General features: G+C 61.7%; 13 protein-coding genes. 10 read left to right on the forward strand and 3 right to left on the reverse strand.

Annotation, left to right across the window (positions count from 1 at the left end; all coding sequences use genetic code 11):
- Positions 1–28 precede the first annotated feature (28 nt).
- From ACN6NG_RS04025 to groL, 5 genes are all read left to right on the forward strand, one after another.
- A complete protein-coding gene (locus ACN6NG_RS04025) occupies positions 29–1039 on the forward strand; it encodes a DUF481 domain-containing protein (protein ID WP_063422297.1) in 1011 nt (336 codons plus the stop codon).
- Between the two features lie 190 nt (positions 1040–1229).
- The gene (locus ACN6NG_RS04030) at positions 1230–1961 is read left to right on the forward strand and encodes a HugZ family pyridoxamine 5'-phosphate oxidase (protein WP_063422296.1); all 732 of its coding nucleotides are present in this window, start codon (positions 1230–1232) and stop codon (positions 1959–1961) included.
- Positions 1962–2026: 65 nt separating this feature from the next.
- The gene (locus ACN6NG_RS04035; protein ID WP_016498070.1) at positions 2027–2488 is read left to right on the forward strand and encodes an FxsA family protein; all 462 of its coding nucleotides are present in this window, start codon (positions 2027–2029) and stop codon (positions 2486–2488) included.
- Between the two features lie 242 nt (positions 2489–2730).
- Positions 2731–3024, forward strand: a complete 294-nt coding sequence (locus tag ACN6NG_RS04040; protein ID WP_016488938.1) for a co-chaperone GroES — start codon at positions 2731–2733, stop codon at positions 3022–3024.
- 48 nt (positions 3025–3072) lie between these two features.
- Entirely contained in the window at positions 3073–4716 is a 1644-nt protein-coding gene (gene groL / locus ACN6NG_RS04045; protein WP_063422295.1) for a chaperonin GroEL, read from the forward strand.
- A gap of 185 nt (positions 4717–4901) precedes the next feature.
- On the opposite strand, the gene ACN6NG_RS04050 is transcribed toward groL, so the two are convergent.
- Entirely contained in the window at positions 4902–5630 is a 729-nt protein-coding gene (locus ACN6NG_RS04050; RefSeq protein ID WP_063422294.1) for a phosphatase PAP2 family protein, read from the reverse strand.
- Between the two features lie 183 nt (positions 5631–5813).
- Between ACN6NG_RS04050 and colR the strand changes: the two genes are divergently transcribed.
- From colR to ACN6NG_RS04075, 5 genes are all read left to right on the forward strand, one after another.
- Positions 5814–6497, forward strand: coding sequence for a two-component system response regulator ColR (colR, locus tag ACN6NG_RS04055; protein ID WP_016488935.1), 684 nt, complete (start codon positions 5814–5816; stop codon positions 6495–6497).
- Positions 6487–7791 (forward strand): sensor histidine kinase, encoded by a 1305-nt coding sequence (locus ACN6NG_RS04060; protein ID WP_084966573.1) that lies wholly within the window; start codon positions 6487–6489, stop codon positions 7789–7791. The genes colR and ACN6NG_RS04060 overlap by 11 nt, the downstream gene beginning before the upstream one ends.
- Before the next feature lie 108 nt (positions 7792–7899).
- Positions 7900–8580 (forward strand): class I SAM-dependent methyltransferase, encoded by a 681-nt coding sequence (locus ACN6NG_RS04065; RefSeq protein WP_016498074.1) that lies wholly within the window; start codon positions 7900–7902, stop codon positions 8578–8580.
- 6 nt (positions 8581–8586) lie between these two features.
- Positions 8587–9285 carry a lipopolysaccharide kinase InaA family protein gene (locus ACN6NG_RS04070; protein WP_016498075.1) on the forward strand — a complete coding sequence of 233 codons (699 nt, stop codon included), beginning with the start codon at positions 8587–8589 and terminating at the stop codon, positions 9283–9285.
- Positions 9285–9518: a hypothetical protein gene (locus ACN6NG_RS04075; RefSeq protein WP_016498076.1), complete on the forward strand. Its 234-nt coding sequence runs from the start codon at positions 9285–9287 to the stop codon at positions 9516–9518. The genes ACN6NG_RS04070 and ACN6NG_RS04075 overlap by 1 nt, the downstream gene beginning before the upstream one ends.
- Positions 9519–9625: 107 nt before the next feature.
- On the opposite strand, the gene ACN6NG_RS04080 is transcribed toward ACN6NG_RS04075, so the two are convergent.
- The gene (locus tag ACN6NG_RS04080) at positions 9626–12670 is read right to left on the reverse strand and encodes a multidrug efflux RND transporter permease subunit (protein WP_353455986.1); all 3045 of its coding nucleotides are present in this window, start codon (positions 12668–12670) and stop codon (positions 9626–9628) included.
- 12 nt (positions 12671–12682) lie between these two features.
- Entirely contained in the window at positions 12683–13831 is a 1149-nt protein-coding gene (locus ACN6NG_RS04085; RefSeq protein WP_474312998.1) for an efflux RND transporter periplasmic adaptor subunit, read from the reverse strand.
- Positions 13832–14026: the final 195 nt, after the last annotated feature.

Raw genomic sequence — 14026 nt, forward strand, 5'->3', positions numbered from 1 at the left:
TTTGTCAAAACGAACCCGTAGTCCGCCTATGTATTCTAGATCCTTGTTGTGCCTGCTAGCTGCCTCCTTGTGCGCCTCCCCGGTGTTGGCCGATACCGTGTGGATGAAGAACGGTGACCGGCTCAGCGGCAAGATCAAAGTCTTCGACGGCGGTAAGCTGCTGCTGGAAACCCCCTATGGCGGTTCCATCGCGCTGGACTGGAAAGAGGTCCAGACCCTGGAAAGCGACCAGGAGATGCTGGTCAAGCAAGACGCCTACACCGGTGAAAAAGCCAAGTCGCTGAAAGCCGCCGAGCCTGGCAAGGTAACGCTGGCCAATGGCGAAGCGCCCAAGACCGTGGAACTGGCCAGCATCGAGCAGATCATGAAGCCCAGGCCGCTGGTCGAGGACTTCGTGTGGAAAGGCAACGTCGATGTGGCGCTGGATTACAAGCGTGCCGAGAACGACACCGACGATTACGACGTAGGCTTCAAGACTACCGCTCGCCATGGCCGCTGGCGGCACAATGCCGAAGGCGAATACAACCGCGAGACCAAGGACGACGTCACCACCACCGACAACTGGAGCGCCGAGTACGCCCTGGACCGCTTCATCACCGAGAAGTGGTTCTGGCAGGGGCGTGCGGAATACAAGCGTGACCGCATCGAAGACCTGGCCCGCCAGCGCACCGTCGGTACCGGCCCGGGTTACCAGTTCTGGGACGATGAGCTGGGGGCGTTCTCGCTGGGCTCGCTGATCAACCGTACCGACTTCGAATACCAGGATGGCGGCAAGGACAACTTCTATTCCGCGGCGGTGAAGTGGGACTACACTCGCTACCTGATTGGCAAGAATGTGCAGCTGTTCACCAATGGCGAGTTCGCCAAGCCGCTGGGCGGCGTGGCCGACTACTCGCTGGATGCAGAGGTTGGCCTGCGCTACAAGGTCACCGAGTGGGCCTCGCTCAACCTCAAGGCCGAGAAGGACATCATCACCGGCACGCGTGAAAGTGACCTGGACAAGACCCGCTACACCGCAGGGTTCGGCGTTACGTGGTAGATCGCAGGGGGCGCCTTGCGCCCCTTTCGCCGGCAAGCCAGTTCCCACAGGCACCGATCAGGCTTGGCCATTTCGCGGTCATTGTGGGAGCTGGCTTGCCGGCGAAAGGGCTGCGCAGCAGCCCCATTGGCAGAGGGCCTGATAATGCTATCTTGTGCCCATCCAGTCTGCCGCCAGGAGCCGCCCTCAAGTGAGTACCAACGCCATCCGCCCAGCCCGGGAATTGCTGCTCAAGGAATACCGCGGCGTGCTCTCGACCCATTCCAAGTCGATGCCCGGCTACCCGTTCGGCTCGGTCGTGCCTTATTGCCTCGATGCCAACGGCAACCCGCTGATCCTCATCAGCCGTATCGCCCAGCACACCCACAACCTGCAGAAAGACCCCAAGTGTTCGCTGCTGGTGGGTGAGCGCGAGGCTGAGGATGTGCAGGCCGTAGGGCGCCTGACCGTGATGGCCGAAGCGCACAAGCTGGTCGACGAGGCTGCTGTCGAAGCGGCTGCCGAGCGCTACTACCGCTATTTCCCTGATGCCGCCAACTACCACAAGGCCCACGACTTCGACTTCTGGGTGCTGCAGCCAGTGCGTCACCGCTACATTGGTGGCTTTGGCGCAATCCACTGGCTCGATCAGGTGACCTTGGCCAACCCGTTCGCCGGCAAGGCCGAGGCGAGCATGGTCGAGCATATGAACAGCGATCACGCCAACGCTATTGCTCACTACGTCGAACTGACCGACCTGCCACGGCATGCACCGGCGCAGATGGCTGGGGTAGACAGCGAAGGCATGCACCTTCGCATTGGTCAGGCCGTGCACTGGCTGCCTTTTCCGGCTACTTGCAACACGCCGACACAAGTCCGGGAAGCCTTGGTTTTGCTGGCCCGGGCCGACCAATGGCCGCGTGCGACGCAAGTCGAGGGTTGAAATCCGGAGCGCCGGCATCCATTTGAGGTCTTATTGGAAGGTTATCTTCCGTCGAGGAACCCTTGATGCGTGCTTTTCTACTGCTGTTTCTGATTTTTCCTGTGCTGGAGCTTTTCGTCTTCGTCAAGGTCAGCGCGGCAATCGGTTTCTTCCCGGCACTGCTGCTGATCATCGCTGGCTCCGCCCTGGGTGTGCTGGTGATGCGGGTGGCCGGCCTGGCCACCGCACTGCGCGCCCGTGAAAGCCTGCAGCGCGGCGAGTTGCCCGCCGAGGACATGTTCCAGGGCATGATGCTGGCCGTTGGTGGTGGCCTGCTGCTGCTGCCAGGCTTCATCAGCGACGTGCTGGGCCTGCTGTGCCTGCTGCCGTTCACCCGCCGCCTGGCCGCGCGCAAGATGCGCGAGCGGGCCGAGGCGCAGGCCCTGCGCCAGCGTGCGTTTCAGGATGACCCGTTCCAGGCGCAGCCGCGTGAGGGGGGCCACCGTCCAAACGTGATCGAAGGCGAGTATGAGCGCCGCGACAAGTAAAACCTCCGGGGCCGCGCAAGCGGCCCCGATCTTTTCAGCCGCATCAAAAATTTTGTATATCAAGCCTTGTAATTGAATCTGGCGGCCTCATGTATGTGGTCACCGCAAGGTTTCTGGTGGCAACGCCAGACATTACACAAGTGGTTCGCCCATCGCGGGCCACTTCCCGGCAACGCCGGACAGCATCAACCCGCCGGTGTCGATACCGGCCGATGAAAACCACAATTTGGGAGAGATCGACAATGAAGCTTCGTCCTCTGCATGACCGCGTAGTCATCCGTCGCAGCGAAGAAGAATCGAAAACCGCTGGCGGTATCGTCCTGCCGGGTTCGGCCGCTGAAAAACCAAACCGCGGCGAAGTTGTTGCCGTCGGCACCGGTCGCATCCTGGACAACGGCGAAGTTCGCGCGCTGGCCGTGAAAGTGGGTGACAAAGTGGTATTCGGCCCTTACTCGGGCAGCAACACCGTGAAAGTCGATGGCGAAGACCTGCTGGTCATGGCCGAGAACGAAATCCTCGCCGTTGTCGAAGGCTGATTTCCCCGACTTCCCGTTACTCCAAAGAATTCCAAGGATTAAACGATCATGGCTGCTAAAGACGTAAAGTTTGGCGATTCCGCTCGTAAGAAAATGCTGGTTGGCGTCAACGTTCTGGCTGACGCGGTAAAAGCGACCCTGGGCCCGAAAGGCCGTAACGTGGTACTGGCCAAGAGCTTCGGCGCGCCAACCATCACCAAGGACGGCGTTTCCGTCGCCAAAGAAATCGAGCTGAAAGACGCCTTCGAAAACATGGGCGCCCAGCTGGTCAAGGAAGTTGCTTCCAAGGCCAACGACGCTGCCGGTGACGGCACCACCACCGCTACCGTTCTGGCTCAGGCCATCGTCAACGAAGGCCTGAAAGCCGTCGCTGCCGGCATGAACCCGATGGACCTGAAGCGCGGCATCGACAAGGCTACCTCGGCCGTTGTCGCCGAGCTGAAGAACCTGTCCAAGCCATGCGCCGACTCCAAGGCCATCGCCCAGGTAGGCACCATCTCCGCCAACTCTGACGACTCCATCGGCAACATCATTGCCGAAGCCATGGAAAAAGTCGGTAAAGAAGGCGTGATCACCGTTGAAGAAGGCTCGGGCCTGGATAACGAACTGTCCGTCGTAGAAGGCATGCAGTTCGACCGTGGCTACCTGTCGCCGTACTTCGTCAACAAGCCGGACACCATGGTTGCCGAGCTGGAAGGCCCGCTGCTGCTGCTGGTCGACAAGAAAATCTCCAACATCCGTGAGCTGCTGCCAGTTCTGGAAGCCGTTGCCAAGGCCGGCCGCCCACTGCTGATCGTTGCCGAAGACGTTGAAGGTGAAGCGCTGGCTACCCTGGTAGTCAACAACATGCGCGGCATCGTCAAGGTTGCAGCGGTCAAGGCACCAGGCTTCGGCGACCGCCGCAAGGCCATGCTGCAGGACATCGCTGTCCTGACCGGCGGCCAGGTCATCTCCGAAGAAATCGGCCTGTCCCTGGAAACCGCTACCCTGGAGCACCTGGGTAACGCCAAGCGCGTCATCCTGTCCAAGGAAAACACCACCATCATCGACGGCGCTGGCGTTGAAGATGACATCCAGGCTCGCGTCAAGCAGATCCGTGCCCAGATCGAAGAGACGTCCTCGGACTACGACCGTGAGAAGCTGCAAGAGCGTCTGGCCAAGCTGGCTGGCGGTGTTGCCGTGATCAAGGTCGGTGCCGGCACCGAAGTTGAAATGAAAGAGAAGAAAGCCCGCGTTGAAGACGCCCTGCACGCTACCCGTGCAGCCGTTGAAGAAGGCGTGGTGCCTGGCGGTGGTGTTGCCCTGGTTCGCGCCCTGAACGCGATCGTTGACCTGAAAGGCGACAACGAAGACCAGAACGTCGGTATCGCCCTGCTGCGTCGCGCTGTTGAAGCGCCGCTGCGCCAGATCACTGCCAACGCCGGCGACGAGCCAAGCGTTGTTGCTGACAAGGTCAAGCAAGGTTCGGGTAACTTCGGTTACAACGCTGCTACCGGCGAATACGGCGACATGATCGAAATGGGCATCCTGGACCCAGCCAAGGTCACCCGTTCGGCCCTGCAAGCTGCTGCTTCGATTGGCGGTCTGATGATCACCACCGAAGCCATGATTGCTGACGCTCCGAGCGAAGCCCCAGCTGGCGGCGGCATGCCAGACATGGGCGGCATGGGTGGCATGGGCGGCATGATGTAAGCCAGCCTTACCCCCTGCACCATTAAAAAGCCCCGGTTCGTGAGAGCCGGGGCTTTTTATTTTCCTGTGAGGGCCTCTTCGCAGCACAAGGCTGCTCCTACAGGTATCGCGTACAGTCCGGCATCGACGCGTACCTCTGTAGGAGCAGCCTTGTGCTGCGAATGGGCCGCAAAGCGGCCCCTCTTTCAGGCGACGCTACGCTCGACAGCTGGCGCTTCCACCACGCCCCGCCGATACAGAACCAGGTAATACGACCCCAACCCGATCAACCAGCAGAACACCGCTGTCCACACGTTGTGCGACAAGAAGTGGGCGCCCTGCATCATCCGCCCCACACCCAGCACCGATCCGGCTACCAATGCCACTACGAACGCCACCCGCGCCAACCGTGGCTTGCGATCACGCAGCATGAAGAACAGGCCGAACAGGCAGAACCCGGTCGCTGCATGCCCACCCGGCCAGCACAGCCCTGGCTTGTCGGTGGCCGGCCGTGGCTCCAGCAACTTGCTGTAGGTTTCCGTGCCGCCAAACTGGGTCAGGCTCCACGGGCACTGCACCTGGGTGACCTTTTTCAACGGTGTGACAAACGCCGTGGACAGGCCCAGTGCCAGCACCAGGCAGCCCAGCTCGCGGCGCCAGCCGAACAGGTGCTTCCAGAAGAAACTGGCGGTAAACATCAGCAGCGACAACACCCCCAACAAGATCACCACCTGCTTGACCCGGTCGTGCAGGATGTTTTCCAGCAGGTAGCTGTGGCGGCCAATGAACTGCCCGGCAGTGGGGTCGAAGAACAGGTTGGCCACATCCATGTCAACCGAAGTCAGCTCCAGCAGGATCAAGGCCAGCGCGGTCGCCAAGGGTATGCCCAGGTACAGCCAGTAATTGATCGGGCGAGGGCGGGTTCGTTGCTGCATGACGGCTCCAGGGCACGAAAAAGATCGGGCATTGTCGGCCGCCCGCTATCCTGTGTCCGTGAAGGATCAGTGAAAAAACCGTCAAGTGCGGTGAATTTCTCCGGGGACTGGCACCGTGCAGGCATAGGCCTTAAGCTGCGCCTGCCGCGCACCACAGCGAGAAGCGCCGCACAGGAGAAACCGATGCGCATTCTTTTGGTTGAAGACAACCGCGATATCCTGGCCAACCTGGCCGATTACCTGGGCATGAAGGGCTACACCGTCGACTGCGCCCAGGATGGCTTGTCCGGCCTGCACCTGGCTGCCACCGAACACTACGACCTGATCGTGCTGGACATCATGCTGCCCGGCATCGATGGCTACACCCTGTGCAAGCGCCTGCGTGAAGACGCCCGCCGCGACACCCCGGTGATCATGCTTACCGCCCGCGACCAGTTGGACGACCGTCTGCAAGGTTTCCGCTCCGGGGCCGACGACTACCTGCTCAAGCCGTTCGCGCTGTCGGAGCTTGCGGCGCGCATCGAAGCGGTACTGCGTCGAGCCCAGGGCGGCGGGCGCCGTACGCTGCAGGTGTCCGACCTCAGCTACGACCTCGACACCTTGGAGGTTACCCGCCAGGGGCGCCTGCTCAAGCTCAACCCTGTCGGCCTCAAGCTGCTGGCAGTGTTGATGCAGAAAAGCCCGCACGTGCTGCGCCGCGAAGTGCTGGAAGAAGCCTTATGGGGCGACGACTGCCCTGACAGCGACAGCCTGCGCAGCCATGTGCACCAGCTGCGCCAGGTGATCGACAAACCGTTTGAAAAACCGTTGCTGCATACCGTGCATGGCGTCGGCTATCGCCTCGCCGAGGGCCGCGATGGAGTTTAAGCAAAGCCTGGCCCAGCGCATCATCATCGCCTTTGCCTTGATGAGCGCGCTGGTGGCCGGGGCGTTCGCCTTCGGCATCGTTGCCACTGTGCACCTGGTCGAAGAGCGGTTGATTTCCTCGGTATTGGGCGGTGACCTGCAGCGCCTGCTGCGCATGGACAGCGTCAGCGACTGGAGCCACCGGCCACGCCCCGATCAGCTGTTCTACTTCAGCGGCGGGCGTGACGACTTCGAGCTGCCCAAGGACCTGCGCCACCTCGACCGAGGCTTCCACGAGGTGTTTCGCGACCAGCTGTCGTACCACGCCATGGTCGAGATCGTCGATGGTCGCCGGTATGTACTGCTGCAGGACCAGAGCGACTTCGAAGAACGCGAGCGCGTGCTGTTCGCGGTGGTGGTGGTGGGCTTCGTGCTCAGCCTGGTGCTGGCCGTCATCCTCGGCTGGCTGGTGGCGCGCCGGGTGATGGCGCCGGTGATCCGCCTGGCCCGCCAGGTGCGTCACCGCGACCAGCTGCTGGGCCTGGCCCCGCCGCTGGCACCGGACTATGCCGCCGACGAAGTCGGCCAGCTGGCAGTGGCCTTCGACGATACCCTGGGCCGCCTGCGCGACGCGCTGACCCGCGAACGGCTGTTCACCAGTGATGTCAGCCATGAGCTGCGCACGCCGTTGATGGTGCTGGCAACCTCCTGCGAACTGCTGATGGAAAACCCCAATCTCGACACCCGCGCGCGCAGCCAGGTGGAGCGCGTGGCGCGGGCCACGGAAGAGATGCGCGAGCTGGTCAAGACCTTCCTGATGCTGGCGCGTGCGCAGCGTGACGAGGGCGCGGTGGCCTCGCAGGCGACCCTTCGCGAAGTGGCTGATGAACTGATCGGCGTGTGGCGCGACACCATCGAGCAAAAGGGCCTGACCCTGTACTTCGATGGCCGCGTCAGCGCGAGCCCGGTGCTGTACAACGCCACGTTCCTGCAGTCGGTGATGGGCAACCTGCTGCGCAATGCTGCGCACTACACCGATAGCGGCTATATCCGCCTGAGCCTTGAAGCCAACGGCTTCAGTGTGGAGGACAGCGGTGTGGGTATCCCTGAAGAGCAGCGCGAAGCCATGTTCAAGCCATTTGTACGCGGCGACGAGCGGCGCGGCGAGGGCCTGGGGCTGGGGCTTTCGCTGGTGCAGCGGATATGTGATGACCAGGGCTGGCGCGTTACCCTCACGTCTACCTTGCCGCATGGTTGCCGTTTCCAGGTCGACCTGAGCAATACCGCGGCCAAAGGCGACGGCATGGCCGAGTAATGGTTTGTAACAGGTCAATTGGCGCGCAACATTTTTTTCACATTGGCATGACCTGATTCCGACGCTTGCTTACCTAAGGTGAGCGGCACTGGAGTCAGGAGATGCCCAATGCGTAGCCCCATCAAGCTTGAATTTTCCGAGAAGTACGACAAAGACCATGCGCGTGAGTACTTTCTCAAGCACCAGGACGGCCTGGCGCGACGCCTTTCCCACAAGCGAGATGAGCAACTGGCGCGTCGCGCCCTGGCATTGGCTGGCGAACCTGGCCTGGTCCTGGACCTGCCGTGCGGTGCTGGCCGTTTCTGGCCGCTGCTGGCAGAAAAACCCAATCGGGTAATCATCGGTGCCGACAACTCCGAAGCGATGATCGAGACAGCGTGCGCCGCGCAACCGCCAGAAGTAGTCGCACGGGTACGCCCTTTGCAGACTTCTGCGTTTGCCATCGACCTGCCGGACAACTCGGTGGACAGCATTTTCTGTATGCGACTGTTCCACCACATTGGCGAATCCGCCCACAGAAAGACCATTCTTTCGGAATTTCAGCGGGTTAGCCGTGATAGTGTGATTCTGTCCCTGTGGGTGGATGGCAACTTCAAGGCCTGGCGCCGGAAAAAACTCGAAGAGCGTCGCAGTGCCAAGGCTGACCAGGACAATTACCAGAACCGTTTTGTGTTACCGGCCGAAACGGTCGAAGAAGAATTCAGGGCCGCAGGCTTCAGAATCCAGGAACGCCTCGACTTCCTGCCGTTCTATGCCATGTGGCGGGTTTACGTATTGCGTAAGGGGTAGTGTTTGATGGCTGTAGCCCAGAAAGGGGAGTCGCGGTTCGATTTTTACTGGCGCCAGCAAGGCGAGTGGGTCGAGGAACCTAACCAGCGCCGCGGTGGCGAGAGTGGTGTGCAACGTCTCAACGATGCCAATGGCAAGCTGCTGTATGCCAAGCGTCAGGTCGGGCATATCTACCGCAGCCTGCTGCACCCTTTTGGCCGGCCGACCGTATTGCGTGAACTCGATGCGCTGAACAGCTTCGAGCAACTGGGCGTGCGCGTACCGCGCATCGTCTTCTGTGGTGCCGAACGCGATGCCGACCACCAATGGCGTGCGCTGCTGGTGAGCGAAGCATTGGACGGGTTCATCGAACTCGACAACTGGCATGCCGAAGGTGCCCGTGAGCGTTACCCGCAGGTGGTGCATGAGCGCATGCTCAAGGACCTGGCGGACAACCTTGCGCGCATGCACCTAGGGCACTGGCAGCACGGCTGCCTGTATGGCAAGCACGTATTCATCAAGGTGATTGGCGAAGGCGAGCAAGCGCGCGTCGAAGTGGCGCTGCTGGACTTGGAAAAGTGCCGGCGGCGTATCAGTTGCCAGCGTGCGGCAGGTAACGACCTGCGCCAGCTGCGCCGCCATTCGTCGCTCAATGACGCGGAATGGCAGACGCTGCTCTACTTTTACAAGATGGCGTTTGGCAGCGCTGTCAAAGGGTTAGGGTAATGAAACTAGAAATAGCTCGAGCTTTGTTCCTGGTAGCTGGCCTGGCCGTGACCACCGTGGCGGTGGCTGCCTGGGAAGAGCCGAGGCCGACCGTGTTCAGCAAGGCTGAGATGGCCGACCAGTGCGCGTTGCCGCGGGAAGCGAAACCGCAGCAGCAGGCACAGGTCGCGCCGGACCAGGACCTTTTGTTGTTCCTGTTTGGTCTGCGTCAAGGGTTGCGGCCATTTGGTTGAACCCGGTGTGAGCTAGAAACGCCAGAGGCCCCGCAATCGCGGGGCCTCTGGCATTTTTGTGTCTGCCTCACCGGCCTCTTCGCGGGTTTACCCGCGAAGAGGCCGGATCAGGCTACAGCAGGTTCTTTAGCCACCGCCCTGTGCGCCAGCAGTGTGTAGATACAAGGCAGCACAAACAAGGTAAACAGCGTGCCAATCGACATCCCGGTGGCGATCACCGTCCCGATGTCAAAACGGCTGACCGCCCCGGCGCCGGTCGCCAGAATAAGCGGCACCATGCCGAACACCATTGCCGCCGTTGTCATCAGCACTGGCCGCAGGCGAATCGCCGCCGCTTCCTCGATCGCCTCGCGCACGCTCAGGCCGCGTTCCTCACGCAGCTGGTTGGCGAACTCGACGATGAGGATGCCGTGTTTGCTGATCAGCCCGATCAGGGTCACCAGCCCGACCTGGGTGTAGATATTCATGCTCGATATACCCAGGAACAGCGGCAGCAGCGCCCCGCAGATCGACAATGGCACCGTCACCAGGATCACCAGCGGGTCGCGGAAACTTTCAAACTGTGCTGCCAGCACCAGGAAGATGATCGCCAGTGCCAGGCCGAAGGTAACCCACAGCGCGCTGCCTTCCTGAACGTACTGGCGGGCCACGCCGGCGTAGTCGAAGGCAAAGCCTTCCGGGGCCTCTTCGCGGGCGATGTCCTGCACCGTCTTCAGCGCTTCGCCCAGGCTGACCATGGGCACGCCCTGGATGATCGCCGAGTTCAACTGCTGAAACTGGTTGAGCTGGCGCGGGCGGGCGCGGTCGGTGAGGGTGATCAGGGTCGACAGCGGCAGCAGTTGGCCCTGGTCGTTCTTCACGTAGTAGTTGTTCAGCCAGCCGGGGTTGTCACGGTACAGCCGCTCGACCTGGGCTATCACCTTGTAGCTGCGTCCTTCCAGCGTGAACCGGTTGATTTCCGCCTCGCCCAGCAAGGTTGCCAGCGTGCCGCCCAAGGCGTCCATCGACACCCCCATCTGCGCTGCTTTTGCCCGGTCGATGTCGACCACCACTTCGGGCTTGTCGAAGGCCAGGTCGATGTCGAGGAAGGCGAACTTGCCCGACTCCTGGGCGCGGGTCTTGATGCGCTGGGCCACTTCCAGCAGTGCCGGGTAGTCACCTGCGGTATTGATCACGAACTGGAACGGCAGGCCCTCACCCGTGCCGGGCAGGGAGGGCAGGTTGAAGCCGAAGATCTGCAGGCCGCCGATTTCCTCCAGTTTGGCCTGCACCAGTGGCAACAGCTCCATCTGTGTGCGCTCGCGCTCGTTCCAGGGTTTGAGCAGGAAGCCGCCGATACCCGTCTGCACGCCATTGAAGCCGTTGATCTGGAAGGATGAGTAGTATTCGGGGAAGGCCTTGAACAGCGGGGTGAACTCGTCGGTATAGGCGTTGAGGTAATCGAGGTTGGCCGGCTGCGGCGAGCTGCTCATCATGAAGATCACGCCCTGGTCTTCGTTGGGCGCCAGTTCGTTCTGGGTGAACTTGAGCAGCACCGGGATCAGGCACAGCACGATCACGGCAAACACCAGAACTACCGGCCGGCTGTCGAGGGTGGCGTGCAGCACGCGCTGGTAGCGCACCTTCAGGCGTTCGAACAGCTGGTCAAGGCGATGGGCCAGGCCGCTGGGGTTCTGCTCCTGGCGCAGCAGCAGGGCGCACATCATCGGTGAAAGGGTGAGGGCGACGATGCCGGAAATGATCACAGCCCCGGCCAGGGTCAGGGCGAACTCTTTGAACAAGGCCCCGGTAAGCCCGGTAAGGAAGCCGATCGGCGCATAGACGGCGGCCAGGGTGATGGTCATCGACACCACCGGCATGGCGATTTCGCGTGCGCCTTCAAGGGCCGCGTCGAACGGCGACTTGCCTTCCTCCATGTGCCGGTGGATGTTCTCCACCACGACAATGGCATCGTCCACCACCAGGCCGATGGCCAGCACCATCGCCAGCAGTGTCAGCAGGTTCAGCGAGTAGCCCATCATCTGCATGAAGAACAGCACGCCGATCATCGACAGGGGAATGGTCACCACCGGGATCAGCACCGAACGCAGGGCACCGAGGAACAGGAACACCACCACGATGACGATCAGCACCGCTTCACCGAGGGTCTTGATCACTTCGTCGATGGAGGCCTGGATGAACAGCGTGGCGTCGTAGGCGATCGACACCTTCAGCGCCGAGGGCAGCTGGCTTTCCAGCTCAGGCATGATACGCCGCACTTCCTTGATCACTTCCAGCGGGTTGGAGGCCGGGGTGGCCTTGATGCCGATATACACCGATGGCGTGCCGTCGAACGAGCTGACCGTGTCGTAGTTTTCTGCGCCCATCTCTACCCGCGCCACATCGCCCAGCAGCACGCGGCTGTCGCCGCTGGTCTTGACCGGCAGGGCGGCGAACGCTTCGGCCGACTTCAGCTCGGTACTGGCGTTGATACTGGTAACCACGTATTCGCCTTTTACCTCACCGGCAGCAGAGAGGAAGTTGTAGCGGCGTACGGCATTGGTCACGTCGGTGGCCGACAGGCCGAAGCCGGCTAGCTTCACCGGGTCGATCCAGATACGCATGGCAAACACCTGGTTGCCGAGAATCTCCGCCTCGGCCATGCCTGGCAACGTGGCCAGCTTGGGCTGGATGACCCGTGACAGGTAGTCGGTGATCTGCGGGTTGCTCATTTCCTTGCTGTAGAAACTCACGTACATCAGCGCCGAGGCATCGGCAGCCTCCTTGCTCAGCACTGGGTCTTCGGAGTCCTGAGGGAGTTTGTTGCGCACTTCGTTGGCCTTGGCCAGCAGCTCGGTGAACAGACGGTCGCTGTCGGCACCGATGCGCGCGTAGATGGAAATGATCGAGAAGTTCTGCCGGCTCACCGAGGTCATGTAGTCGATGCCTTCGGCACTTGCCAGGCTTTGCTGCAGCGGCTGGGTGATGTAGCCCTGGATGGTCTCGGCGTTTGCCCCGGGGTAAGCGGTGGTTACCGTGATCAGGGCGTTTTCCATTTGTGGGTACTGGCGGATCTGCAGCTTGTTCCAGGCCTGGAAGCCCAGCAGCAGGATCAGCAGGCTGACCACGCTGGCCAGTACCGGGCGACGGATGAACGGATCGGTAAACGCCATGCCAGCCTCCTGTCAGTCCTTGCCCGCCGCACCCTGTTCGGGCTTGAGGGCTTTGTGCTGGCCGATGCGGATGGCGGCGCCCGGGGTGAGCTTCAGTTGCCCGGCGGTAACCACCTGTTCGCCGGCTTGCAGGCCCTTGCTGACCACCACCACGCCGTCGCGGCGCTCGCCGGTTTGGACCGTGCGTTGTTCGGCGACCAGCTGGGGTTGGCCCTTGTCGTCGTTTTCTGGCTTGCCGTCCTTGTCCTTCTTTGGCGCGGCGACGTACACGGAATTGCCGTACAGGGTGTAGGTAATGGCGCTTTCCGGCACTACCACTTGCGGTTGCGGGTTGGGCAGCAGGATCAGCAGGTTGGCGAACATGCCTGGCAGCAGCTTGCCGTCGGGGTTGGCCAAGGTGGCACGCACCAGCAGGTTGCGCGTGGTTTCCTCCACCTTGGGGTTGATGGCACTGAGGCTGGCGGGGAAGGTCTGGCCCGGGTAGGCGGCCACCTGCAACAGCACCTGCTGGCCCAGGTTCAACTTCGGCAGGGCCTGCTCCGGCACATTGAAGTCCACGTACAGGCTGGACGTGTCCTGCAGTGTGGCGATCATCGTGCCTGCGGCAAGGTACTGGCCGATGTCCACCTGGCGGATACCGATAGTGCCGCTGAACGGGGCGTTGATGCTCTTCTTGATCTTCTGCGCCTTGAGCTGCTCGACCACTGCCTGGTTGCGGCGGTATTGGGAGCTAAGGCGATCAAACTCGCCGCGGGAGATGGCGGAGTCGCCGACCAGTTGGCTGCCACGGCCAAAATCGACCTTGGCCAGGCCCAGGTCTGCCTGGGCGGTGCCGAGCAGGGCAGTTTCCTGCTCGTCGTTGAGTTGCAGCAGCAGTTGCCCGGCCTTGACCTGCTGGCCCGAGTCGAAGTGCAAGGATTTGACGATACCTTCCACCTCCAGGCTCAGCTCCACGCCCTGCAGTGCCTTGAGGCTGCCGACGGCGGGCAGGCGCTCTTGCCACTGGCGCTGTTCGGCCAAGGCTGCCGCTACGGTGATGGGCGGCTTGGGGGCAGTGAACATCTGGATCTGCTGATAGATCGAGAAAGCCTTGTAGCCCCCCAGGGCCAACACGATCAGCAGAACCACGGCCAACATGATCAGCATGCGGCGGCGCAGCATAGGTCCGGTTCCTTGGATACGGTTGTTATTAGCCTGGACACGACAACGGGCGATCCTGCCCACGTGTGGATGGGGGAAGTATTGACTGTTTTTTGATTGAAGGGGAGTGAATTGTCTGCACCGGCCCTATCGCCGGCAAGCCAGCTCCCACAGGTACACCACAGGTCCTGAAACCTGCGGCGTACCTGTGGGAGC

The organism is Pseudomonas sp. TSO6, from assembly GCF_056098905.1.